The sequence below is a fragment of the Erythrobacter sp. JB2-19 genome (genome assembly GCF_057365005.1).
This window is the reverse complement of the sequence record NZ_CP200290.1, coordinates 2509549-2533742: the sequence shown is the minus strand read 5'-3', so window position 1 is coordinate 2533742 and position 24194 is coordinate 2509549. Positions and strand designations below refer to the sequence as shown.

25 protein-coding genes are annotated in these 24194 nt (G+C 59.0%); 16 read left to right on the top strand and 9 right to left on the bottom strand.

All coding sequences use genetic code 11. The annotated features are described in order from the left end of the window. The first annotated feature begins 37 nt into the window (after positions 1-37). The gene (locus tag AC0V6O_RS12205) at positions 38-1870 is read left to right on the top strand and encodes an ATP-binding protein (RefSeq protein WP_486144362.1); all 1833 of its coding nucleotides are present in this window, start codon (positions 38-40) and stop codon (positions 1868-1870) included. Here the strand turns inward: AC0V6O_RS12205 and AC0V6O_RS12200 are convergent. Next, entirely contained in the window at positions 1867-2610 is a 744-nt protein-coding gene (locus AC0V6O_RS12200) for a 7-carboxy-7-deazaguanine synthase QueE (RefSeq protein ID WP_486144360.1), read from the bottom strand. The two genes, AC0V6O_RS12205 and AC0V6O_RS12200, sit on opposite strands and share 4 nt — an antisense overlap. 386 nt (positions 2611-2996) lie before the next feature. On the opposite strand from AC0V6O_RS12200, the gene AC0V6O_RS12195 reads away from it, so the two are divergent. Beyond that, positions 2997-3899, top strand: coding sequence for a hypothetical protein (locus AC0V6O_RS12195; protein ID WP_486144358.1), 903 nt, complete (start codon positions 2997-2999; stop codon positions 3897-3899). A 130-nt stretch (positions 3900-4029) separates the two neighbouring features. Further along, positions 4030-4845 (top strand): hypothetical protein, encoded by an 816-nt coding sequence (locus AC0V6O_RS12190; protein ID WP_486144356.1) that lies wholly within the window; start codon positions 4030-4032, stop codon positions 4843-4845. Positions 4846-5008: 163 nt separating this feature from the next. Here AC0V6O_RS12190 and AC0V6O_RS12185 read toward each other — a convergent pair whose 3' ends face one another. Beyond that, the gene (locus AC0V6O_RS12185; RefSeq protein WP_486144354.1) at positions 5009-8080 is read right to left on the bottom strand and encodes a valine--tRNA ligase; all 3072 of its coding nucleotides are present in this window, start codon (positions 8078-8080) and stop codon (positions 5009-5011) included. Between the two features lie 234 nt (positions 8081-8314). On the opposite strand from AC0V6O_RS12185, the gene AC0V6O_RS12180 reads away from it, so the two are divergent. From AC0V6O_RS12180 to AC0V6O_RS12165, 4 genes are all read left to right on the top strand, one after another. Beyond that, a complete protein-coding gene (locus tag AC0V6O_RS12180; protein WP_486144352.1) occupies positions 8315-9427 on the top strand; it encodes an ABC transporter permease in 1113 nt (370 codons plus the stop codon). 2 nt (positions 9428-9429) lie between these two features. After that, positions 9430-10242, top strand: coding sequence for an ABC transporter ATP-binding protein (locus tag AC0V6O_RS12175; protein WP_472639524.1), 813 nt, complete (start codon positions 9430-9432; stop codon positions 10240-10242). Between the two features lie 66 nt (positions 10243-10308). Continuing rightward, positions 10309-11256, top strand: coding sequence for an MlaD family protein (locus AC0V6O_RS12170; protein WP_486144349.1), 948 nt, complete (start codon positions 10309-10311; stop codon positions 11254-11256). A 14-nt stretch (positions 11257-11270) separates the two neighbouring features. Continuing rightward, positions 11271-11906 carry an ABC-type transport auxiliary lipoprotein family protein gene (locus tag AC0V6O_RS12165; RefSeq protein WP_486144347.1) on the top strand — a complete coding sequence of 212 codons (636 nt, stop codon included), beginning with the start codon at positions 11271-11273 and terminating at the stop codon, positions 11904-11906. An 11-nt stretch (positions 11907-11917) separates the two neighbouring features. Here AC0V6O_RS12165 and AC0V6O_RS12160 read toward each other — a convergent pair whose 3' ends face one another. The 5 genes from AC0V6O_RS12160 to crcB form a co-directional block, all read right to left on the bottom strand. Then, the gene (locus AC0V6O_RS12160; RefSeq protein WP_486144345.1) at positions 11918-12550 is read right to left on the bottom strand and encodes an ATP12 family protein; all 633 of its coding nucleotides are present in this window, start codon (positions 12548-12550) and stop codon (positions 11918-11920) included. Positions 12551-12616: 66 nt separating this feature from the next. Then, a complete protein-coding gene (locus tag AC0V6O_RS12155) occupies positions 12617-12850 on the bottom strand; it encodes a hypothetical protein (protein WP_472639520.1) in 234 nt (77 codons plus the stop codon). Next, positions 12847-13506, bottom strand: a complete 660-nt coding sequence (locus tag AC0V6O_RS12150; RefSeq protein WP_486144343.1) for an HAD-IA family hydrolase — start codon at positions 13504-13506, stop codon at positions 12847-12849. The genes AC0V6O_RS12155 and AC0V6O_RS12150 overlap by 4 nt, the downstream gene beginning before the upstream one ends. Further along, positions 13503-14789: an RluA family pseudouridine synthase gene (locus tag AC0V6O_RS12145; RefSeq protein ID WP_486144341.1), complete on the bottom strand. Its 1287-nt coding sequence runs from the start codon at positions 14787-14789 to the stop codon at positions 13503-13505. The genes AC0V6O_RS12150 and AC0V6O_RS12145 overlap by 4 nt, the downstream gene beginning before the upstream one ends. Beyond that, positions 14786-15166, bottom strand: a complete 381-nt coding sequence (gene crcB, locus AC0V6O_RS12140) for a fluoride efflux transporter CrcB (RefSeq protein WP_486144339.1) — start codon at positions 15164-15166, stop codon at positions 14786-14788. The genes AC0V6O_RS12145 and crcB overlap by 4 nt, the downstream gene beginning before the upstream one ends. A gap of 287 nt (positions 15167-15453) precedes the next feature. On the opposite strand from crcB, the gene rpsU reads away from it, so the two are divergent. The 9 genes from rpsU to gatB all read left to right on the top strand — a co-directional run bounded on the left by rpsU (position 15454) and on the right by gatB (position 22417). Further along, positions 15454-15660, top strand: a complete 207-nt coding sequence (gene rpsU / locus AC0V6O_RS12135; protein WP_006834591.1) for a 30S ribosomal protein S21 — start codon at positions 15454-15456, stop codon at positions 15658-15660. Positions 15661-15774: 114 nt separating this feature from the next. After that, the gene (locus AC0V6O_RS12130; RefSeq protein ID WP_486144337.1) at positions 15775-16371 is read left to right on the top strand and encodes an FKBP-type peptidyl-prolyl cis-trans isomerase; all 597 of its coding nucleotides are present in this window, start codon (positions 15775-15777) and stop codon (positions 16369-16371) included. A gap of 21 nt (positions 16372-16392) precedes the next feature. After that, positions 16393-16695, top strand: a complete 303-nt coding sequence (gatC, locus tag AC0V6O_RS12125) for an Asp-tRNA(Asn)/Glu-tRNA(Gln) amidotransferase subunit GatC (protein ID WP_472639515.1) — start codon at positions 16393-16395, stop codon at positions 16693-16695. 125 nt (positions 16696-16820) lie between these two features. Continuing rightward, positions 16821-18302: an Asp-tRNA(Asn)/Glu-tRNA(Gln) amidotransferase subunit GatA gene (gatA, locus tag AC0V6O_RS12120; RefSeq protein ID WP_486144334.1), complete on the top strand. Its 1482-nt coding sequence runs from the start codon at positions 16821-16823 to the stop codon at positions 18300-18302. After that, a complete protein-coding gene (locus AC0V6O_RS12115) occupies positions 18299-18631 on the top strand; it encodes a hypothetical protein (RefSeq protein ID WP_486144332.1) in 333 nt (110 codons plus the stop codon). The genes gatA and AC0V6O_RS12115 overlap by 4 nt, the downstream gene beginning before the upstream one ends. Before the next feature lie 4 nt (positions 18632-18635). Further along, positions 18636-18893 (top strand): hypothetical protein, encoded by a 258-nt coding sequence (locus AC0V6O_RS12110; RefSeq protein ID WP_486144330.1) that lies wholly within the window; start codon positions 18636-18638, stop codon positions 18891-18893. Then, on the top strand, positions 18886-20067 hold the full coding sequence (locus AC0V6O_RS12105) for a glycosyltransferase family 4 protein (protein WP_486144328.1): 1182 nt from the start codon (positions 18886-18888) through the stop codon (positions 20065-20067). Before AC0V6O_RS12110 ends, AC0V6O_RS12105 begins: the two co-directional genes overlap by 8 nt. Further along, a complete protein-coding gene (locus tag AC0V6O_RS12100) occupies positions 20064-20921 on the top strand; it encodes an FkbM family methyltransferase (RefSeq protein WP_486144326.1) in 858 nt (285 codons plus the stop codon). Before AC0V6O_RS12105 ends, AC0V6O_RS12100 begins: the two co-directional genes overlap by 4 nt. Then, positions 20921-22417 carry an Asp-tRNA(Asn)/Glu-tRNA(Gln) amidotransferase subunit GatB gene (gene gatB, locus AC0V6O_RS12095; protein ID WP_486144324.1) on the top strand — a complete coding sequence of 499 codons (1497 nt, stop codon included), beginning with the start codon at positions 20921-20923 and terminating at the stop codon, positions 22415-22417. Before AC0V6O_RS12100 ends, gatB begins: the two co-directional genes overlap by 1 nt. Before the next feature lie 117 nt (positions 22418-22534). Here gatB and AC0V6O_RS12090 read toward each other — a convergent pair whose 3' ends face one another. Together AC0V6O_RS12090 and AC0V6O_RS12085 are read right to left on the bottom strand one after the other, a co-directional pair. Continuing rightward, the gene (locus tag AC0V6O_RS12090; protein WP_486144322.1) at positions 22535-23566 is read right to left on the bottom strand and encodes a hypothetical protein; all 1032 of its coding nucleotides are present in this window, start codon (positions 23564-23566) and stop codon (positions 22535-22537) included. Then, positions 23547-24194 (bottom strand): hypothetical protein, encoded by a 648-nt coding sequence (locus AC0V6O_RS12085; RefSeq protein ID WP_486144320.1) that lies wholly within the window; start codon positions 24192-24194, stop codon positions 23547-23549. The genes AC0V6O_RS12090 and AC0V6O_RS12085 overlap by 20 nt, the downstream gene beginning before the upstream one ends.

Here is a 24194-nt window from a genome sequence, read left to right as displayed (position 1 = left end):
CGCTCGTCCCAGATAGTTTTGGGGAAAGAGTGATCTCATGACCGATATGAGCAATCCAGGTTTTGGACGTTCGCAAGAAAGCGGTGCTCGCGCCACAGATGGCGCTAACGAGGCAGTTGCAGGGATGAACGCAGCCACCACAAGTGCGCCTGTGCCAACCGCAGCTCCAGCGGCTACGACCGCGCCAGCACCTTCAGCGGCTCCAGCGCCGCAGCCCGCCGCTGCCGCTGAGCCAAGCTCGCTGTCGTCCGCTGAGCAAAGGTCTCACGAAAATGCCAAGCAACCGATCGGCGTCGTCCTGGAGATATCTGGTGCAGGCTCTCAAGTCGCCATCGATCTTCAGCGCCTTGCCGAATGTATGGAAGACGTCGATCCTTCTATCGCGCTAGCTGGCCAGGTCGGCAGCCAGATCAAGATCCGCGTCGGTGATGCATGGTTGCTGGCTAATGTGCGCGACCAACGCAAGGATCGCCGCAACGATCAAGGCATCACCGCCAATATCGACTTCCTCGGCGAAGGCCAGGAAGAGAAGCTAACTGGGCGTATCCACGGCTTCCGCCGCGGTGTTACGCGCTATCCGGTTCCTGGCGCGCTGGTTTATCCGGCGACGACGCAGGATCTGAAACAGATCTACGCCAGCGATGGCCGAGCCAACATCACGATTGGCACCGTCTATCCGACCAAGGACATCCGTGCCGGCATGTATATTGACGCGATGTTGGGCAAACACTTCGCGCTGCTGGGATCCACCGGTACCGGTAAGTCGACCAGCGCTGCGCTCATCCTGCACCGCATTTGTGAGGCCGCGCCCCAAGGTCACATCGTCATGATTGACCCTCACGGCGAGTATTCCGCAGCGTTCCGCCAAACCGGTCACATCCTCGATGTGTCGAACCTGCAAATGCCGTATTGGCTGATGAACTTTGAGGAGCATTGCGAAGTCCTCCTCACCAGCGATGGCAACGAACGCCAGGTCGATTCTGACATTCTCGCCAAGTGCTTGCTACATGCTCGCTCCAAGAACCGCTTGGCGGAGACCATGGGCAAGATCACCGCAGATTCTCCTATCCCGTATCTCCTTTCCGACCTGGCTACCAAGCTACAGGACGAGATGGGCAAGCTCGACAAGGCCACGTCGTCTGCGCCTTATATGCGGATCAAGGGCAAACTCGACGAGCTCAAAGCCGATCCGCGCTATCAGTTCATGTTCTCCGGCATGCTCGTCGGCGATACGATGGCTGACTTTATCGCCAAGGTGTTCCGCATGCCTGGCGATGGCAAACCGATCTCGATCATCGACGTTTCGGGCGTCCCATCGGACATCACCTCGACCGTGGTTGCTGTTCTCAGTCGCCTCGTGTTCGACTTTGCGATCTGGGGACGCGAAGAGAAGACCCGCCCGATCCTGCTCGTGTGCGAGGAGGCCCACCGCTACGTTCCAAACGAGAAGAACTCGGACGGTTCGTCGGTTGCCAGTATCCTGGGCCGGATCGCCAAAGAGGGCCGGAAGTACGGCATCAGCCTGGGTCTCATCACCCAGCGCCCATCTGACCTTGCTGAAGGCGTGTTGTCACAATGCGGCACCATCCTTTCCATGCGTCTGAACAACGACCGCGACCAAGCCTTCGTGAAGGCGGCTATGCCAGAAGGCGCGCGCGGCTTCCTCGATTCCATTCCCGCCTTGCGCAACCGCGAGGTGATCATCTGCGGCGAGGGTGTCGCAATCCCCATCCGCGTGAGCTTCGACAACCTCGAAGAGAGCAAGCGTCCGGCATCTGAAGACCCGAGCTTTGTTGACCTGTGGTCTGAAGGCGGCGGTGAAGAGGAAGTCGTCAACCGCGTTGTCCAGCGTTGGCGTTCTCAAGGTTAGGTTCCGCGCTCATCACCGTACAGATGGATGTGCAGCCGGTCTGACATGCGAAAGCCATGCTGGAGGCACAGCGGGCTGAGCCATTCTTCGCGCGTGCGCAGTGTCTCGCTATCGGTCCCCTCTGGCATCAGGAAGACGTGCCCGGGTTTGAAGCGATAGCGCGTCTGTAAGGCGATCACTTCCTCCACATCCTCTGGCGCAGCGATCACGAACTTGAAGTAGGCGCGCGGATCGCAAGCGTAGAAGTCGAGCCGCTCCGGGATTAGCGCTTGGCTTCCCTCATTGCCCGAATGCGCAAGCTTGGGGCTGACGTTGTACTGATCGACGCGGATGTCGACATGAGACGGCGCTTTGGTTGTCCCGTTGGTCTCAATCTCGATCTCCATATCCGGGATCAGCGCCATCAGATCAGCCAGCGCCGCGCCTTGCAACAGCGGCTCTCCGCCAGTGATGACGAGCCGCTTCTGCCCCAGCGCCAGGATGCGCGCTGCGACATCGGCAACCTCCAGCGACACCTGATTGGCTTTGCGCTCAAAGGCGATACCATCTCGGTGCGGGCGGCTCTCGTCAAAGCGCCAGGTGTAGGCCGTGTCGCACCACGTGCAGGCTAGGTTGCAGCGCGAGAGCCGCATGAACGCCACCGGGGTTCCGACGCTTGGTCCTTCGCCTTGCAGAGAAGCGAAGATCTCCGGCCCGCCGCCATCCGCGACCGCTCCGTCTGTGGCCAGCACCAGCTTCATGGTTGAGCGCTTTCTTCTTTGCGCACGCCATCCGGCGCGCGATATCCTCGCACATGCGACCTGAAGGTCGCGTCGCTGCGGGCGGGCAGTCGCCCTTGCGGCCATTGCATGGCCGATTGGTTCAGTTCATCGCTCTTAGAGCACGCTTGGAACACCTGGAACACAGTCCTAGCGTCAAAAACCAATCGATCACAGACAGGGCTTTTGATCGATTTTATTGATCGAAACGGTGAGTATGCAGCATGGTTCATAACCCGCACCTTTCGCATATCCCGGCCGCGTAGGAAACTAGGGAAGAGCGTTACCCTTTGCGGCACATTCGAGAAGAGCGGACTGACTGCTCACGACCCACTTGCGGACATTGCCTTATCGGCTAAATTCAAAGGATGTGGCGTTCGCATTTTGTCGTATTGGCCGGGGAACCTACCGAGAGCAGGCTCGAGCGGGTCAAGGACGGCTATCAGCTCTGGCGCGAGGGCATCACCGGCTTGTTCTATCTCACTGCCCATAGCAAGCCACTAGGCAGCCGCCCGGATTTCAGCCAGTTTTTGGATCGGCAGATCGCCCACAAGATCGATGTGTCTGCGTTGGAAGCTTTCATGTCAGATAAAGACAGCGCGGTTGACCCAAAAGAGCACGAAATCAGTGTCGATCTCATTCAGCAAACTGCAACACTCGCAAAGCAGCTTGGCATGAGTGTTCTGGCCGCAGAAGACACTGACGATGAATACGGAATGGCAGTCGTGGTCGATAGTGAGGCTATCCAATATTTGCGTTTCAAGACTATGCTGAAGGATGCGCCTGACTTGGAGGGCGGAGTAGAGGCGGTCTACACACCTGAGGCTGGCTTTGTGATTGACCATGAATCGGCCCAGGTGGCCTACAGCGTGGCGCACAAGGCCATCGCAGAAGTGCATGGTCAAGCGGGGTTAAACCTATACGACTACTCAAGCCCAAAACCGACGCGTGAAGATGCCAAGCTGCTTACGGCCGAACGGGATATTTCGATCAAAGCCTATCTCGACGGTTTTGGCGTATTTAAACGACTTAGCCACGCACCGCCGCAGCGTACTAAGCTTGAGCGAGTGATCGTTCCTTTCCAGTTTGTGGGTTCGGCTATCATACTTCCATTCCTCTTAACTAGGCTGATTGTTGCCGCGATGATCGGGGCGGTAAAAGATGGCCGAGATTGGGATCCTGGCGAGTGGACTATCATCCTGCTGGGTGCGGCCGTTTTGGCCCTGCCAATCTGGTTGATTGTCTGGTTGGCGCAAACCATGCTGGGATAGCGCCGCGATCAGGCCGTTTCCGACCCAATTTGGGACGTTGCGCAGTTCTGCGACAGATAGGATAGAGACACCCACTCGACCACGTCCACGAACTTTAGCCGCCGCAAGGTGCGCAAAGGATAAAATCGCTATGAAGCCTTATGTCATTGTTGCCTTGACGACGTATGCTGATCTGAACAGCGAACAGTTCGGTAGTGATCTGTATTCATCAATCAGTGCGGTCGAACCACGATTGCTGCCCCAAAAGGCCGGTTGGCTCGGAACCCTCTCTTACGACGTGACTTCAAAAGAGGACTTTGCCGCGCTTTGGCTAAAAGACAGACAAATGTATTCATCCGAAGGGAGGCGCGGGAAGCTTCAATCAACAGGCATCTACATGGGCGTGGAATGGGCGCGGCGGTCTGCGATAAAAAGCGGAGGAAAAATCGAACACCAAGGCATCACATATGCGAACCAGACGGAGGCATTGATCTTGCGTTCCGAATGGCGCGCGCGCGTTGATTGGCTAGATCTGTTCAGGCGGTTGTGTGTGCTGACCAAAGCTGCTCATGGAATGCTGCACCTCTACACTCCAGGCGAGATTGCTGAGTTGGACCCGGATCAGGGATTGCTATATCGGGAGGGCATCTACGGTCAGCACGCATTCACCTACACGACTGATCCGTATGGTATCCGCCGTGCCACAGGACCCGGTGATCCTGACCTACATACCTTTAGGGCGTTGCCGGAGATAACTTGGGCAACATGGCTCGGAAAGAATTTCAACGGCCAGTACAATCGACAAAAACTCCAAGGAGTGGTTCGGAAGAGTGAAGAAACCGGTGATGGATTTCTTTTCACTGTTACGGATCAGATAGGCGATGTAGCGGAAGACTTCGGGTCATTCCGAAACCGTCGTGAGATCATAAAGGCCAAAGGATTGCGTAAGATGTTCTTCTCCGAATGACTGAGAGCGTCCTCCAACTGGAGGGCGAACTAATTTGGCGCTGTAAATCTGTTCAAAACCAATGTCCGCTCCCACCCCCAAAACCTGCCCATAGCGCAGCCCCAGTGCTTGCTTGAAACCAGCTAGCACCGTGGCATCTATACGGACGTAGGGAGGCGGGAAACTACCCCAGCCGCGCCAGCGCCGCTGTTAGCCGCTCTGCCTCTGCAGAGTGATGCGCGAAGTCGGCTTTGGCCTTCTCTACTGCTTCGGGTTTGGCGCGTTCGACAAAGTTTGCATTGCCCAGGCGGCCTTCGAGAGACTTTGCCTCTTTCTGGCTTGCTGCGAGCGCTTTCTCCAGCCGAGCCTTTTCTTCGGCGATATCGATGATCCCTTCGAGTGGGATCACGAACACGTCGCTGCCTGCGGTCACTTGCATGGCCGGGCCATCGGGCGCCTCGCCCAAGTTCACCGGGGTCAGGCGAGCGAGCCGTTCAATCGCTGCGCTGCTGCGCTCGATTGTGCTGCTGGCCAGCTCCGATGCGCTTGGCAGGAACGCGGCCAGTTTCGCACCGGGCGCAATGCCCAGCTCGTTTTTGGCGCTGCGGACGTTGCTGGTGAGTTCGATCACCCAATCAATCGCTTGGGTTGCAGGCTTGCTGACATTCGCGCGCGGATCGGGCCATTTGGCGGTGATGATCGGATATTCGTTGCGAGGGTTTCCGTTTTCTGGGCCGTTTAGCGCGCCTTGCGCATGCCACAGCTCTTCCGTGATAAACGGCATGAACGGGTGCAGCATCACGAGGATTTGATCGAGCGCCCATCCGGCAACCTCGCGAGTTTCCTCTACAGCCGTTCGTGCTGAGCTTGTCGAAGTACGGGCGGCATCTGAATCCGACCCTTCGCCCTTCGACGGGCTCAGGACCTCAGGGCGAACGGATTCAGAAGCAAAGACAGGCTTGATCAGCTCCAGATACCAATCGCAAAAGCGCGACCAGGTGAATTGATAGATCGTGTTCGCCGCCGCATCGAAGCGCAGATCGGCCATCGCCGCATCCAGCGCCTCTACGGTCTGCTGAACCTCGCCAATGATCCATTGGTTCGCCGCCAGCCGCGCCTCAGGCGCGGCCAGAGTGCTGGATGCGCCAATGCCATTGGACTGGCAGAAACGCGTCGCATTCCAGAGCTTTGTCGCGAAATTGCGGTATCCCTTGACCCGCTCATTATCCATTTTGATATCGCGGCCCTGGCTTTCCATCGCCGCCATGAAGAAACGCAGCGCATCCGCGCCATATTCGTCAATCAGGCCGAGCGGATCGACGACATTGCCCTTCGACTTGGACATTTTTGCGCCGTCTGCCGCGCGGACCAAACCGTGTAGATACAGCTTGGGCCAGGGCGCTTTGCCCATATTGTATTGGCCCATCATCATCATCCGTGCGTCCCAGAAGAACAGGATGTCAAAACCGCTGATCAGCAGATTGTTGGGGAAGTGTTTTTCCAATAACGACACCGTTCGCCCTGAGCTTGTCGAAGGGCCGGTGTCGTCTGAGGAAACGTCGTTATCCGCTCGTACTTCGACAGGCTCAGCACGAACGGATGTCTCCTCCGGCCAGCCGAGCGTGGCGAAAGGCCACAGCGCGGAAGAGAACCATGTGTCGAGGACGTCGGGGTCGCGCCAAACTTGGACTGTTTTTAGCGCCTGCTCTTCATCTTCATCGAAATCATCGAGAAAATCCTCAAATGTTCCCTCGACTCCGTCAGAGACAGACACTTCGTAACCTGCCTTCGAATAATAGGCCCGTGCTTTGTCGAGTGCTTCTGCCTCGGTTGCGGCTACAAAGACTGGATTATCGCTCGCTGTTTGATCGAAACTGACAACGTCATCTTGGATTTTGGGCCCAAACCAGGCCGGGATCCGGTGGCCCCACCACAGCTGGCGGGAAACGCACCATGGCTGGATGTTCTCCATCCAGTTGAAGAAGGTCTTCTCCCAGCTTTGCGGGATGATTTCGATCTCGCCCGACTTCACCTGCTCAATTGGTTTCGCCGCGAGTTTTTCTGCATCGACATACCATTGATCGGTCAGCCACGGCTCAATCACCACGCCGCCGCGGTCGCCAAATGGCGTCGCAATGGTGCGCGGTTCAGCGTCGAGTTCTACCTCTTCGCCCTTCTTTGTCTTGGTGACATGCGGGATGAGGAAGCCATGCTCCTTCAGCCGCTCGATCACCAATTCGCGCGCGCCCGGCGTACCATCGCGCTTGAAGCGGTGCAGGCCGAGGAATTCCTCTGGCACCCGCCCGTCCGAGGTCTGGCAAACATTGGCGTCACCATCGAGCATGTTGAGCATATCGCCCGCGGCGATCCCGGCGCGCTTGCCGACCTCAAAGTCATTAAAGTCGTGGCCCGGCGTGATCTTCACCGCGCCGCTGCCCAGCTCTGGATCGGCGTGTTCATCGGCAAAAATCGGCACTTTGCGGCCCGTGATCGGCAGCACGACATGCTTGCCAACGACGCTGGCATAGCGCTCATCCGTGGGGTGCACTGCGACCGCCATATCGGCCAGCATTGTCTCGGGCCGCGTGGTCGCAACCTCGATATAATCGCGGCCATCGGATAGGGTCACGCCGTCTTCCAGCGGATATTTGAAGTGCCAGAAACTGCCCTTCAGATCCTGCGTCTCAACCTCAAGGTCAGAAATTGCGGTCTTTAGCTTCGGGTCCCAATTGACCAGTCGTTTATCGCGGTAAATCAGGCCATCATTATACAGATCAACGAAGGTTTTGAGCACCGCCTTGGTGAAATGCTCGTCCATCGTGAATTGCTCTCGCGACCAATCCATTGAGCAGCCCAGCCGGCGCAGCTGGCGCGTGATCGTGCCGCCGCTTTCGTGCTTCCACTCCCAAACCTTGTCGACGAAGTCTTCACGCGAATAATTGGTGCGCTTGTCCTGGCGTTCTTCCATCTGGCGCTCGACCACCATTTGCGTGGCGATGCCGGCGTGGTCGGTGCCGACGACCCACAATGCATCTTTGCCGCGCAGCCGCTCATACCGCACGACGATGTCCTGCAGCGTGTTGTCGAGCGCGTGGCCGATATGCAGCGACCCGGTGACATTTGGCGGCGGGTTCACGATGGTGAAGGCTTCCGCATCCGGACGCTCGGGCCGGAACAGGCCTTTCTCTTCCCAATGCTGGTACCAGCGCGCCTCAATATCGGCGGGGCTAAATGTGGTGGGTAATTGGTCGGTCATTTTGGTTTTGTGCTCGCGTGCGCTCGCGGCCCATGCCTCCCACGCCCTCCGCCCTTCCACCCGGATCCTACCAGGACACTATCCGGGTGGAAGGGCGGAGGGCGTGGGAGGCTACGGACCTCAGAAAAAGTCAACTTCTCAATACAGCCGTCATGCTGCGACGCAACGGAGAGTTTCGTATGTGCAGACACAGATGACTTGTGATGCGCGAAATTTGTCCGCATAGCCTTAACCATGGACGGGGCCGCGCAATTCTCTGTGACCGAGGACGAGGCCGGGCGCATCGCCTTGGCGCTCGAGGGGCCCTTGCTCGTATCCTCCGTCGGCCCGCTCGACCGGGAGCTAAACGGTCTCTCGCAAGAGATCACCGCCATTGATCTGTCCGGCGTGGAGGAAATCGATACCATTGGCGCCTGGGTGATGTGCCGCCTCGCCGCCGATCACCAGGCAGAAATTACCGGGGCCAGCCCGCGCGCAAAGCGCCTGCTCAATGCGGTCGAGACCGCTGGTAGCGATGCCGATATTACCCCGCCGCGCGTGCCGGTGTGGGAACGCGTGCCCGAGGCGATGGGCGAGCTGGTTTATGACATGCGCGCCGGGATCATCGGCGTTGTCGGGTTCCTTGGCCGGGTCCTTATCGCCGCAGGCCGCTTGCTGCGCCACCCCAGCCGTTTCCCGATGAAGGCGATGGTTCGTCAGATGGAGCTGGTTGGCGTATCTGCCTTGCCGATTATCGGCCTGATGAGCTTCCTTATCGGCATTGTGATCGCTCAGCAGGGCGCAGTGCAGCTGGAGCAATTTGGCGCAGAGGCGCTGACCGTGAACCTGGTGGGCCGCATCACCCTGCGCGAGCTGGGCGTGCTGATGACCGCGATTATGGTGGCTGGACGTTCGGGCAGCGCCTTTGCCGCGCAACTGGGTACGATGAAACTGACCGAAGAGGTCGACGCGATGCGCACCATTGGCATTTCACCTGCAGAGGTGTTGGTGATCCCGCGCATTCTCGCATCCACATTCATGATGGTGCTGCTGGGCTTCTACGCCTCAATCGTCGCCATAATCGGCGGTGCTGTGGTCGGACAATTTTCGCTAGGCATTCCATTCTTCACCTTCCTGGAGCGTATTCAGGAGGTTGTGCCGACCTATGATCTGTGGGTTGGCCTGATCAAAGCGCCCGTGTTCGGACTGATCATTGGCCTGGCCGGCTGTTATCACGGCATGCGGGTGGAGGGGAACTCCGAACAGGTCGGTCTGCGCACCACCATGGCAGTGGTCTCTGCGATCTTTGCGGTCATTGTGCTCGATGCGTTTTTCGCCGTGTTCTTCACCGAAATTGGTTGGGGGTGAGTATGGAAGACACGCTCCACCCACGCTTTAGCGGCCATCCTCCGATTGTGGTTGAGGGGCTGGAGAACCGGTTCGGCGATTTTGCCGTGCACGAAGACCTGTCGTTCGAAGTGCGCCAGGGCGAAATCCTCGGCGTGGTCGGCGGATCTGGCACTGGCAAATCGGTGCTGATGCGCTCGATCATCGGCCTGCAAATCCCCACCGCTGGCGATATTTCGGTGTTTGGTCGCAAGATCACCGGGATCGACCCCGATCAAGACCTCGGCGTGCGCTGCCGCTGGGGCGTGATGTTTCAAGGCGGGGCGCTGTTCTCGACGCTGACCGTGGGCGAAAATGTCGAAGTGCCGCTGAAGAAATTCTTCCCGGACATTGATGATGAGCTGCGGCGCGAGATTGCGCGTTACAAAGTGCTGCTATCTGGCCTGCCCGAAGATGCCATCGCCAAATACCCATCTGAGCTGTCTGGCGGTATGAAGAAACGCGCTGGCCTCGCCCGCGCACTCGCGCTCGATCCAGAGCTGTTGTTCCTTGATGAGCCGACCGCTGGCCTCGATCCCATCGGTGCTGCTGCCTTCGACAGCCTGACCAAGGAGTTGAAAGAAACTCTTGGTCTAACGGTGTTCTTGATCACCCACGATCTCGACACTTTGTATGAGATTTGTGACCGGGTCGCGGTGCTGGCGGACAAGCAAGTGGTGGCGGTGGGCACCATCCCGGAGCTGATCGAAACCGGTCATCCCTGGATCACCGAATATTTCGGCGGCCCGCGCGGACGCGCGGCATTATCGACGCATCAGCGCGGCGAGCAGGGATAGACAGATGGACAAGTCGATAGACAAGCCCATGGACAAGCTGCGCGATGGACAGGCATAGGTAGGGTAATGGAAACACGGGCCAATCACCTTTGGGTAGGAGCTGTGACGTTGGTGCTGCTGGTGGCGCTGGCGGCGTTTATCGTCATCATCGCGCGGCTGGGGCAGGGCGAACAGAACGAATATGACATCTTCTACAACCAGTCTGTCTCCGGCCTCGCCAATGGCAGTCAGGTTTCCTACGCGGGCGTACCCGTCGGCCAAGTGCGTGAAATCGCTTTGTCTCGCGAAGACCCCGAATTTGTCCGGGTGCGCGTGCGCGTAAAAGAAGACGTACCGATCCTCGTCGGGACTGAGGCAACCATTCAAGCGAGCTTTACCGGTGTCTCCACCATTCTGCTCGATGGGGCGCGCAAGGATGCGCCCGCGATCACTTGCGAGACGACCGCCTGCCCAGAAGGCGCGCCGGTAATCCCGCCGGGGCGCGGCGGATTTGGCGAAATTGTTGCGAACGCACCGCTGCTATTGGAACGGTTGGCGACCCTGACGGAACAGCTCAACACCATTCTTGGCCCTGACAACCAGGAGCAAATTTCTGGCATTCTGGCCAACACCAATCGTCTGTCGGGCGAGCTGGCCAATGCCGCACCGCGGCTGGAGGGTACATTTACCGAACTTGAGGTCGCCCTGCGCGAAGCGGGCGAGGCGCTCGATGCGTTTGAACAGATCACCGAATCGACCAATACGCTGATCAATCAAGAAGGCACTGCGCTGTCTAAGGAACTGCGCGGCACGCTCGCCTCGGCCAATCTGGCGGCGGCGGAGCTGGCGAAAACGCTGGAAGATACGCGGCCTGCCGCGCGGCAATTGCGCGAGAGCACCATTCCCAGCGCCGAGGCGACGCTGCAGGATCTGCGCGCGACCAGCCGGGCGCTGCGCAATGTTACTGAAAAGCTCGACAATCAGGGCGCAGGTGCGCTGCTGCAGGGTCAGACTTTACCGGATTACGAGCCATGAGAGGGCCGCTCACTATGAACCGTTCATCTGGCCGTTTGCCCGCCGCATTGAGGCCTGCGAAACTGGCATTGCTCGCGCCGCTGGCCATGGGCCTTTCCGCCTGCGTCAGCCTAGGCTCAGAGCCGCCGGAAAGCTTGCTCACTCTGTCGTCAACAGCGACCGCCAGCGAGGCGACGACCAGCGCGGCTGGTGCGGAAGGCGCGATTGCAGTTTTAATCCCAGAGGTTCCGGCAAAGCTTGATGTGCTGCGCGTACCGGTAAAGGTCAGCGACACGGAAATCGCTTATCTGCAAGAGGCATTCTGGGTTGAAAAGCCCGCCCGCCTGTTCCGCCAGTTGATCGGTGAAAGCCTACGGATGCAAACTGGCGTATTGGTGCTCGACACAGAGGACACGCCGCTGAATGCGCCGCGCGCCCTTCGCGGGACATTGCGCGAGTTCGGCTATGACGCGACCCGCTCTGCCGTGGTGGTGCAATTTGATGCGATCCGTTCCACCGATGGCGGGGCAGAGGACAGCAAATTTGAGACACGCCGGTTCGAAGCGGTCGAGACGGGCGTCTTGGCAGAGCCGAGTGATGTCGGCCAAGCGCTTAACCGTGCGGCCAATCAGGTTGCTGCTGAAGTGACTGTTTGGATGAATGAGGGCTAGACCGCTCTCACCTAAGCGCGGGAAAGTTCGACAAAATGCTGAGCGGCGAGGAAGTCTGCGCGGCGTTTGGCGCGGCGTTCTTCGGCCTCTTCATCGCTGCCCCATAGGTCGGCCTGCCACAATTCTTCTACGCACACCGCATCCCATAGGCTTTTTGCGTCCGCGCCCGGCTCGCTCGCCAGAATGGCTGTGATCAGCGAAGAGGCCAAAGATGCCATCGCCTCCAGCCCCGCCAATGCAAATGCGCTTTGTCCTTCGATCCGGGTGCGCAAAGCGGCAAGCGCCGCCTTGCTTTGCGGTTTATGAACGATGCCGCTGACCCGGGTGAAGATGATATTGCTCTCTTCTTCCAAAGGCTTAAGTAGTGGCTCCCAAACCTCTTGCTGGCGCGCAAACAGCGCATCCTCTGGGTCGGCGCGGTAACACAGAGTGTCGGTCTCGCCGTAGTTTAGCAGCTTGTCGATCAAATCGCTTTGCGTGCTCTCGACCACATCGAGCGCGTAATCGGCCATATCGCGGTAGACGAATTTGCTGGTGTCGAGCTTTTCGCCTTGCTCCGCCCATTCTTCCGCCATCGCCTCGGCCAGCGCCTTGCTGGGCACGGCACTGGGCCGCACCGCGAACGGTCTTGATCCCGCGCCCATCCAGCGTCACTTGCCAGCCCGCGCCATCGTCTAGCTGGGTCACGGCAACTTGCTTGTAGAACCGCTTCACTCTTTCGGGCCTTTCCAATGGCGCACGAGCGCATAAGGGCCGAAGAAAAAGCAGAGCATGCCCGCGACGCTGATGACGTATCCGAGCCAGTCGGGATAGCCCTCCACCACGCCGCGCGTCATCGCAATGCCCAGCATGACCGCCCCAATGCCGAGGAACCGCGCACCGCTCATCATGGCGAGGCGCTGTTTGGCTTGTTGCTCTTTATCAATCGGCGGCTTGTCCGTCATAGCAGCGCCTCCAGCTCGCCAACCTCCGCCGCGATGCTAGCTGCGCCCGCCTCGGTCAGCTCATGCGGCTCGTGATAGCCCCAGGCGACGCCAATGCTGCGGATGTTCGCCTCTGCGGCCATCATGATGTCGAAGGTGGTGTCGCCGATCATCACTGTATCTTGCGGGCGCGCCCCAGCTTCAAAAACGGCGGCCTCCAACATCGCAGGGTTCGGTTTTGACGGGTGCCGGTCGGCGGTTTGAAGGGACACGAAGTGCCCGCGAATATTGTGCGCGGCCAGCACCGCCTCCAGGCCGCGATCCGATTTGCCGGTCGCCACGGCTAGCTGCCAGCCATCGTCGCGCAGACGGTTAAGTAGGTCGGCGATCCCGTCATACAGCGGCTCGTGCAGCAGACCCTCTTGGCGGCGCGCGAAGTAGGCGCTTTTGTAGAACTCGATGACGTTCTTCACATCATCATCGGGAATTCCGGGGGCCAGATTGCGGATTGCGACCGGCAGGCTGAGGCCGACGATCCGGCGCACGTCATTGCGCGGCGGCGGGGTCAGCTTGGCGCGTTCAAAGGCCTGTTCCATCGTATCGCAAATGTCCGCCTGGCCATCGACCAACGTGCCATCGCAGTCGAACACCGCGAGCTTGCCTGCGCCAGCGCTCATTTGCGTTTACCTGCGGGTTTGCCATTGGGCTTGCCAGAGCGCTTTAGCGGTTTGCGCTTCTTGCCCTTAGGATCGCCGCCTGTATTCCCGCGCGTTCCAGCCGTTCGGGTCTTACGCTCGCCCCGGCGTTCCTTGCGGTATTTCTTGGCGTGCTGACGCGCGACTTGCTTCTTTTCCGCCTTGGTTTTTTCCGGGGCAAGATCGAGGTTCGGGTCGGCATTGCTGGCGTTTTCATCAAAGCCGAGCGCTTCCATGCTGGCGGCGAAATGCTCTGGCAGATCGGCGACCACATCCAGCCGTCCGCCGCCGGTTTCCTTGCCCTTGTTGCTCTTGTCGCCAGTGGTTCCTCGGCCCGGCTCTGAGATGATCAGGCGACGCGCGTGCAGATGCATCTTGCGGCTGATCGCACCGGTCAGAAACGCGTCTTGCCCGCCATATTTGCCGTCACCCACAATCGGATTGCCAATCGCGGCCATATGCACGCGCAGTTGGTGTGTGCGCCCGGTTAGCGGCTCCAACTCAACCCAGGCGGTGCGATTGCCAGCCCGCTCCACCACGCGGTAGCGGGTCTTGGCCGGTTGGCCGTCTTCCTCATCGACATGCATTTTTTCCCCGCCAGAGCCGGGCTGCTTGGCGAGCGGCGCGTCGATCGTGCCCTGCGAAACCTCTGGAATGCCGACCACCAGTGCCCAATACACCTTGCGCGCGCTGCGCCCGGAAAATCGCTTGGAATAACTTGCCGCTGCTCCCGGAGTGCGCGCCACCAGCAGCACGCCGGAGGTGTCCTTATCGAGCCGGTGGACGAGACGCGGGCGCACCCCGGCGTTGTACTCACCCTCTGCAGGGACGAAGGCATCAAGCAAGCCGTCGATATGCTTGTGCGTCTTGCTGCCGCCTTGGGTCGCGAGGCCCGGCGGCTTGTTGAATACAATCGCGGTCTTTGTCTCGCGGATGACCATATCGCGCGCTTCTTGGATTTCTTCCGTGGTCAGCTCGCGGCGCTGGCGCGGCCCACGCTCTTTCTGCTCACCGCCTGGCGGCACGCGCAAAACTTGCCCTTCGCTCAGGCGGTCCTCAGGCTTCGCTCTTTTGCCATCCACCCGGATTTGCCCGGTGCGCGCCCAGCGCGAGACAGTGGCAAAGCCGATCTGCGGCAAATTGCGCTTAAACCAGCGATCCAGGCGGATGCCATCGTCATCCTCGCCAACGGTAAACTGACGCACGTTCTTGTCTGCACCAGTCCTATCTGCACCGGCCGCATTTTCTGCTTCAGAATTGCTCATGCTGCACCCCGCATAATGATAAGGCCTGCGTAAAGCGCTGCGACGCCCGCCAAAACAGAGATCAGCGCATAGCCCATGGCAAGGCCCGCCTGTCCGCGCTCAATCAATTGCAGCATTTCAAGGCTGAATGCGCTGAAAGTGGTAAACCCGCCGAGCACGCCCACACCCAGCAGCAGCCGCGTGCTTTCACTTGCGCCGCCATGGCGTGCCAGCCAGCCGAACAATACGCCCATTGCCAGGCTGCCCAGCACATTGGCGGTCAACGTCGCCCAGGGAAGCGTGCCTGGTACGCCAACGAAATGCGCAAAGCCGCGGCCCAATTGATAGCGACCCGCAGCGCCCACGGCGCCGCCAAGCGCGACAATGGACGTGGCCATAAAAGGAGAAAGTGTGGCAGACATTGCGAGGCTCTTAGACCGGGTGGCTGCATTCGTCATCTGCGCAATGCCAGCACACGCGATTTTATTCTCCGCTGCAAGTTTGCTGCTCCGCCAGGTCCGACGCCCCCTCACAAAAACTTGCCATAGGGCCGCAAATCCACTAGGCGCGATTCAGATTTAGCCGTTCCGTATGGATTCGGCGCAATTTTCGTTGTTTCTATATATGGTGCTTCCCGCGCTGAATGGTGCGGGCCCGATTGAATTTGAGAAGGTAGTTTCGCTTTATGCAAATCATGGTTCGCGATAACAATGTTGATCAAGCCCTCCGCGCGCTCAAGAAGAAGCTGCAGCGTGAAGGCGTCTATCGCGAAATGAAATTGCGTCGCCACTACGAAAAGCCAAGCGAAAAGCGTGCTCGTGAAAAGGCCGCCGCTGTGCGCCGCGCACGCAAGCTTGAGCGTAAGCGTATGGAACGCGACGGCATTAAGTAAGCCGTCTGTTTTTCGAGCGATATTCGCTTGAATGCTACAACATGATAAGCCATCAGGGCGCGGGTTCATTCCGCGCCCTTTTGTTTGGCGCCACCTTTATATCAGGATCGATACATGGCCGAAGTTACTCGCGTTCCGTTGCAACCGATTGCCAAGGGCTCGCTGACCAAGCTGTGGCTTGGCGTGCTGATTGCCATTCTTATTGGCGGTGCACTGGCATGGTCGGCCATGCCAAAGGGCCTGTCGCTCGACACTATCGTGGAAGGCACTGGCGAAATGCCGGGTCCAGAAGATGTCGTGTTCGTGAAGTATAAGGGCAAGCTGGCGGACACGGGCGAGGTGTTCGACGAATCTCAGGATATACCGCTGCCGGTTGAAGGCATCTTCCCCGATGGCAATCCTCTGCCTCTTGCTCAGATGCTGCCCGGTTTCCGCGATGGCGCGGTGCAAATGCAAAAGGGCGGCCAATACGAACTCTTCATTCCGGCTGATCAGGCTTACGGTGATGCGCCGCCGCCAAATGCGCCGATCCCAGCGGGTGCAGATTTGGTGTTTGAGGTTGAGATGGTCGACTTCATGACGGAGGAAGAATTTCAGCGCAAACTCGGCATTCTACAGCAAGCCATGGGCGCAGCCGGGCTGGGCGGTCCAGGCGGCCCCGGTGGTCCTCCACCAGAAGGCGCGCCGCAGCAAATTCAGCCGGGTCAATAGTCGCCAAAAGGACGGATCACTATGTCGGTCGATAAAGCCACCGTTGAAAAGATTGCGAAGCTCGCCCGCATCAAGATGGGTGATGAAGAGCTGGAGCGTATGGCGCCAGAACTCAGCAATATCCTCGATTGGGTTGAGCAGCTGGGCGAGGTTGACACCAGCGGTGTTGAGCCAATGAGCGCGGTCATACCCAATGCCCTGCGCCTCCGCGCGGATGTGATTGATGCCGATCCCAAGACCGCAGGCGGGCGGCGCGATGATGTGTTAGCCAATGCCCCGGCGGCAGAGCACGGCTTTTTCGGTGTGCCTAAGGTTATTGAATAAGATGCGCCTATGCGCCTTTCCCTTCCCCGCTAACCCTGAGCTTGTCGAAGGGTTGCCCTTTGTTTTTCCGCTGAGTCAGAAGAAAAAATAATCCTTCAATAAGCTCAGGATGAGCGGAGTTTCTAGTGACTGAACTTACCAATCTCGGGATCAAGGCCATCCGCGATGGCGTGGCCAAGGGCGATTTTACCGCACGCGAAGTGGCGGAAGGTTTTAACGCCGCCGTGGCAGAGGCGAGCGCGCTTAACGCCTTTATCGTTGCGACGCCTGACCATGCGCTGGCCGCAGCGGACGCGGCCGATGCGAAGCGCGCGAAGGGCGAAGAGCTGGGCGCCATGGGCGGTGTGCCGATCGGCATGAAGGATTTGTTCGCAACCGAGGGCGTGCAAACCACCGCGGCGAGCCACATTCTGGAAGGCTTCACCCCGCATTATGAAAGCACTGTCTCCAGCAATCTCTGGGCTGCTGGTGCAGGCATGCTGGGCAAGCTGAACCTTGATCAGTTCGCCATGGGCAGCTCAAACGAGACAAGTTATTTCGGCAATGTTGCCTCGCCTTGGCGCAAGGAAGGCACGAATGCGGCCATGTCACCGGGCGGCTCTTCTGGCGGTTCGTCCAGCGCGGTTGCCGCGCGGATCGCGCCTGCTGCAACCGGCACAGACACCGGCGGTTCGATCCGTCAGCCCGCCGCCTTCACCGGCATTTGCGGGATTAAGCCGACTTACGGTCGCTGCTCGCGTTGGGGCGTGGTGGCGTTTGCTTCGTCGCTCGATCAGGCCGGGCCAATGGCGCGCTCGGTGGAAGATTGCGCGATCATGCTGGGCGCGATGGCCGGGTTCGATCCGAAAGATTCGACCTCGCTAAAGGTTGATGTGCCGGATTGGGAAGCGGCCTTGTCGGCTGACCTTAAAGGCAAGAAGGTCGGCATCCCGCGTGAATACCGGATGGAAGGCACCGATCAGGCGATCCTCGACAGCTGGGAACAGGGCAAGGCGTGGCTGAAAGATGCCGGCGCAGAGATCGTCGATATTTCGCTGCCGCACACCAAATACGCGCTGCCAGCGTACTACATTATCGCGCCCGCAGAGGCGTCTTCCAATCTCGCGCGCTATGACGGCGTGCGCTACGGCCTGCGCGATCTGCCCGATGGGGCGGGATTGCAGGACATGTATGCCGAAACCCGCGCCGCGGGCTTTGGCGATGAGGTGAAGCGCCGCATTCTGATCGGCACCTATGTGCTCTCAGCGGGCTTCTATGATGCCTATTACAATCAGGCGCAGAAGATACGCGCTCTGGTGGCGCAGGACTTTGAGAAGGCTTGGGAGGAGTGTGATCTGATCCTCGCACCGACCACGCCAACGGCCAGTTTCCCATTGGGTTCGCTCGATGCTGACCCGCTGACGATGTATCTGAACGATGTGTTCGCCGTGCCTGCCTCGCTGGCTGGACTGCCCGCGATGAGCGTGCCTGCAATGCTCAATTCCGATGGCTTGCCGCTCGGGCTGCAACTGGTGGGCAAGGCCTATGACGAGCAGACTGTGCTCGATGCGGGCCTCGCGATCCAGCAGCGCGCCGGGTTCGACCATGCTCCGGAGAAGTGGTGGTGAACTATACTTGGGACCAGATCATCGCGTGGTTAGGTCTCGTGATTCCGCTCTTTGGTCTGGCTTGGGCTGCGATCCAGCATGTCTCAAACGAAAAACGTAAACGAGATCACGAAGAATATCGGCGTTTCTTTGAGATCATGCGTGAGCTGGGGAGTAGTGATTCTACGGTTCCTGGAAATCTTGCAGCGGTATATGAGCTACGGAAATTTCCTGAGTATTCTGAAGTCATTATTCGTATGTGCGAAGATACACGCTTAGAGGGCAGTGCCGCTGATCTCTTAGCACGTGAAATGCGTTTGACAGCAGAGAGCATGCGGGCGAAAAACTAGACGCATGCTTTTCACGGTCATCTTTGCGACCTTATTTCTGGTGGCCTTCGTTATCATCGCAGGTGTCGTGATGTATCTGTCAAAGACAATTGATCACGGCGAGGCGCGTTTTGACAGCGAGAGCGGCAAGACATTGCCCAAGGTCTCGACCTTTGATGAGCCTGAAGGCCGGGTAGGCGAGCCGCCAGAAAATCCGACACCGGCGAAGCGCATTGAGCTGGGCGAAAAAGACGCAGGCACTGACACGAGCGGGGATGCCTAATCCGGCGTCTGGTTCGGCGCAGCTCGCTGCGACCCCCACACGCTCGCCCAAAGTCGCATTCTTCGCAGGCGGCGATCCGTTCGACATCAAATTGTGGTCCGGTACGCCGTATTTTGCGCTGAGCGCGCTGCGCGAGCTCTGCGATGTCACCTATGTTGAGCGCCGCCCATTCCCGCGTTTCCTCCATCCACTTGCGCGGCTGATCCTGCGGCTAAGCGGAGGGCGGATCGACATTCGCATGCTGCGCTGGGTGATCCGGCTAGCGAGCGCGCCTGCGCGGCGGCGGCTGCGAAAGAGCGATGCGGATGTCTACGTTTCCGCCGCGTCCTCTGGCCTCGCGGGCATGCTGAGCGAGGATACTCGGCAAATCCTGATTTCCGATGCGACCAGCACCGCGCTGACCCGATATTACCCAGAGATGCAGCGCCTATGGCCGTCGCTGCGCAGCGGGTTCAGCGCGATGGAGCGCACCGCGATGGAGCAGGCGCAGTGGCTGACCTATCCCTCGCATTGGGCAGCGGCATCGGCGAGCGGAGACTTCGGAATTGATCCAGCAAAGATTGCCATGCTGCCATGGGGGCCAAACATGGCCAAGCCGCCCGCGCCTCAGGTCCGTACCCTAACCGATGGCCCGCTAAAGCTGCTGTTCGTGGGCATTGCGTGGGATCGCAAGGGCGGCGAGATCGCGTTGGAGACTGCACGCTTGCTCGCTCGACGCGGAACCGAATGCATGCTCGATATCGTCGGAGTAGCGACCTCCGCTGCGCGCGAGCCAGTGCCAGATAATGTCCGCTTCCACGGGCGGCTCGACAAGAGCGATCTTGCAGAAGCCGCGCAGTTGGAGGCTCTGTTCGCGGGCGCGCATCTCTTCATCCTGCCGACTCGCGCAGAGGCGCTGGGCATGGTGTTCGCCGAGGCGGCGGCGATGGCCTTGCCGTCCATCTCTTTTGCCACAGGCGGGGTGGAAACGGTGGTGAAGCACGGTGAGACCGGTCTGCTCCTGCCGCCAGACGCGGGGGCAGAGGAGTTCGCGGCGACCATCACGGCGCTCGCTAATGACCCCGTGCGTTATCGGGCGCTGTCGGCGGCGGCTTTGCGTGATAGTGAGGAACGCCTGGATTGGAGCGTTTGGGCAAAAGCGATGAAGCAATTGATTGAGGACGCCGCGCCATGATCCGCAAACTGCTGGCCAAGGCGCGCGGCGCCGCGAGCAGGCGCGGCCTCACCATCCGCCCGATGACGAATGCGCGCACCGGCGGCTATGCCGGGTTCTCGCTCGGCTGGGGCAAGCAAGCAGCGGGTGAGCTGCGCGGGGTCATCGCGCCCGTCACCCACGGCGAGCACACTGCGCGCTTCTTTGTCAGCAATGAGCGTGACCTGATTCAGAAAGAACACGTGCGCGGCCGGTTCTATGAGCCGGAAGAACTGGCCATCATTGCCCGCTATTTCAGCGGCGGCTGCTACGTCGATGTCGGCGCAAATGTCGGCAATCACGCGGTGTTTGCCGGCAGCGCTCTCGGTGCGGACCGCATCATCGCATTTGAACCCAATCCTGAGGCGCAGGCCCTGCTAGAAATCAACCTTGCGCTCAATGGCCTTGCGCAAAAGACCATTGTTCACCCCCTTGGCCTGTCGGATGAGGACGGCGAGGCTCAGCTTGCCTTCACCACCAATAATCTGGGCGCGGCGCGGATTGATCACGCAGGCAAAGGCACCGGCAAGACGCAAGGCATTACCCTGGCACGCGGCGACGAAGTGCTGGCCGGAACGCAGGTGGATTTCATCAAGATCGACGCCGAAGGGCACGAACTGGCCGTGATCAACGGCATGGCCGAAACCCTCGCGCGCTGCACCCCGCCAATTTTCGCCGAAATCGAGGAAAGACATCGCGCAAAAGCAATGGCATTGCTAGAGGAGCTCGGCTATCGCAAAGCAGAAGAATTCAGCCGCTATCCCGGCTTGAGCAATCTGGTTTTCTTGCACTCGTCATCGGCGCAATGGCCCGCTGACGAGCCATCGGAGGATTGATGAGTAACTACCGCATTCAGGGCGCAACGGGCGAATGGGAGGTCGTAATCGGCCTCGAAGTGCACGCGCAGGTGACGAGCAATTCCAAGCTCTTTTCAGGGGCCTCGACCGAATTTGGCGCGGAGCCAAATACGCAGGTCAGCCTGGTCGATGCGGCCATGCCCGGCATGCTGCCTGTGCCCAATGCCGAATGCATCCGTCAGGCTGTGCGCACCGGCATGGCGATCAAGGCTGAGATCAACAAATGGTCACGCTTTGACCGCAAGAATTACTTCTACGCCGATCTGCCGCAAGGCTATCAGATCTCCCAGCTTTACCACCCGATTGTGGGCGAGGGCGAGCTGCTGGTTGAAGCCGATGAGAAAGCGGGCATTCCGGAAGACAAAGTCATCGGGATTGAGCGCATCCACGTAGAGCAAGACGCGGGCAAGCTGATGCATGATCAGCACCCGACCATGTCCTATGTCGATCTCAACCGCAGCGGCGTTGCCCTGATGGAAATCGTCTCCAAGGCGGATATGCGCAGCCCCGCAGAGGCGGGCGCCTATGTGCGCAAATTGCGCAGCATCCTGCGCTATGTCGGCAGTTGCGATGGCAATATGGAGGAAGGCTCTATGCGGGCCGACGTCAATGTCTCTGTGCGCAAGCCGGGCGATCCGCTGGGCACCCGGACCGAAACGAAGAACGTGAACTCCGTCCGCTTTGTCATGCAGGTCATCGAATATGAGGCCAGCCGCCAGGTCGATGTGATCGAGGGCGGCGGCACGGTGGATCAGGAAACCCGCCTGTTCGATGTTGCCACCGGCACCACGCGGACCATGCGCAGCAAGGAAGACGCGCATGATTATCGCTACTTCCCCGATCCGGACCTGCTGCCGGTAGAGCTTGAGGATTCCTTCCTCGAAGAATGCCGTGCTAGCCTGCCAGAGCTGCCCGATGCGAAGCGCACGCGCTACACCGATGAGCTTGGTCTGACGCCGTATAATGCGCGCGAGCTGTCCGCCGAGGTGGAGACATTTGCGCGCTTTGAAACTTTGCTCGGCGCGGCCGCAGGCGCGATTGGCAAGCCAGATGCAAAGGTCGCGACCCAGGTTGCGAACTGGACGCTGTCAGTGGCGCCGGGCGTGATGAAAATGCTCGGCGATGAAGCCAATGCTGAGCACGCAACCGCAGAGGCTCAGGCCGCGATCCTGAAGATGCAGGATGCGGGCGAGATCAGCGGTGGTCAGGCGAAAGAGATCTATGAGATCGTCCTGAAAACCGGGCGCGAACCGGCAGAAATTGCCGACACCGAAGGCCTAAAACAGGTTAGCGATACCGGCGCAATTGAGACCGCGATCGACGAAATCCTCGCGAATAACGAGGACAAGGTTGAGCAATATAAGGGCGGCAAGGACAAGCTGTTCGGCTTCTTCGTGGGACAAACCATGAAGGCGATGCAGGGCAAAGCCAATCCCGGCGTGGTCAATCAAATCCTGAAGGATAAGCTGGGGTAGGTTTTAGAAGCCTGTCCACGAAAGATGGAAAAGAACACCGCCGAAAGGGCTTAGACTTAAATTGGGAAGCCCTTTCGGCGAAGTCTCATTGATCGAAAAACCGCTCAGTCTGTCGGATCAATTGCGGATGGTTTGAACCGCTACAAATGCGCGAAGCCGTTGATCGCCATCTTTGGCAAAAAAGACCGATCCCTTGTCATCGCGCAGCAATTGAGGGCCGGAAAAATTCGCCCCTGTTGCCCGAGGGTTTTTCTTCTTGTTCGTCGCGTTCTTGTACCCTTGCTCATCAAGCGCGAGCACGGCTGGAAGCACCTCGCCAGCGCGGGCAAATGCCATTTCGAGCGCCTCACGTGCCAAGGCCCCATCATTCGCTGCCCAGATAGCCACATTGTCCTCTTCGACGAAAGTCGGACGGCGTAGCTTCACCACGCTGATCAACTGCTGTTGATATTGGCGCAAAGGTGCCTTGGGGCTTCTGATGGCGATATCGGCGATCACCTGCATATTGGTGAAGTCAGCCGACGTTTGATAGCGCCAGCTGATGATCGCCAGTTCCTTCGCGCCCGTATGGGCTGCGGCGAACTCCTGCTCGAGGCGTTCACTCTCTCTTTTCCAGTTTATCGCACCGATACTGTCATTCGCTTCATTGCCGAATGCCCCGATATTAAAGGTCATGCTGACCGTTGTATCGCCCTCAGCGGCCCGCGGGTTTTCGGTCGTTATCGCCATGGAACTGCCGGAATAGGCCTGCGGAGTCGGGGCTGCAAACCAGTCTGATTGGACAAGCGCTTGCTTGGTCGCGGCCAGCGCCAACGGCGCAGCATCAAATTTGCCTAGGGCCTCTCTCAATGGGCTAGCAAAGCCGTAAGCTTTCGCAGCAGCATTTTGTGCCAGCCTCTCGGGGGTCCTATCCACAAGAGCACCGAGCAAACCCCCTTCATTGGGAACAATGCGCCCCAATTCTATGCTGGTGGCCAATTCTTCCTGAGCGACGATTACAGCTATCGGTCGTGCGGGCTCTGTCACCCGGTCTTCTGCGGCAATGTAACGTTCAGTCTGCGCGAACGCGGGCTGAACACTGCATGCGGCAAGAAGGCCGAGTGCCAAACGCACCCCTAGCATGCTGCGCTTACCGGAAACGTTTTGCATATTCGTCAAAGTTGGCAAGGAATGCTCTTTGCAAATCTGCATCGGCGGCAGGACGATCTTCAACGGTTTTTGGCGGGAAGTGGCTAATGCCATTGCCGCCGCGTCCTTTAATCATCTTAGTCTTTTCTAGCCCGCCCCGGAAATCCTTGAAGATAAACCGGTTGTTGAGTGATCGGCCATAAATCATTTTTTTCTGATAGAGGTTCTGCGTCACGATAAGCTCGGCGTAACAATCGGCATTGCTGTCAGTCAGACGTGTTTTGACCTTTGTCGTTATGTCGCGATCCGCAATGGGAACTTCATAAATGACTTCGGTGCCATCTGGCAGGCCGACAGCTTCGGCAAGGTCAATCGTTTTGAACGATTCAACCTGAAAACGCGGACTCAATGCCTCGCGCATATACTCGGCATTCGAGATGTTTTTGTCGCTGTTGATCGCCTGGTTAATCAGACCTGGTCCAAACAGGCCGATATTTTGTGCCTGGCCTTCGATGGTCGGAAAGACATGCAGCGAGCAAGTTGGCTCTGCGGCATTAGCCTCTGGTGCTGTTTCTGCCTCCTGTGCGGATGCGGAAACGGTGATGGCGAGCGCCATCGCGGATAGTGCAATGCGTGGTGTATTCTTCAT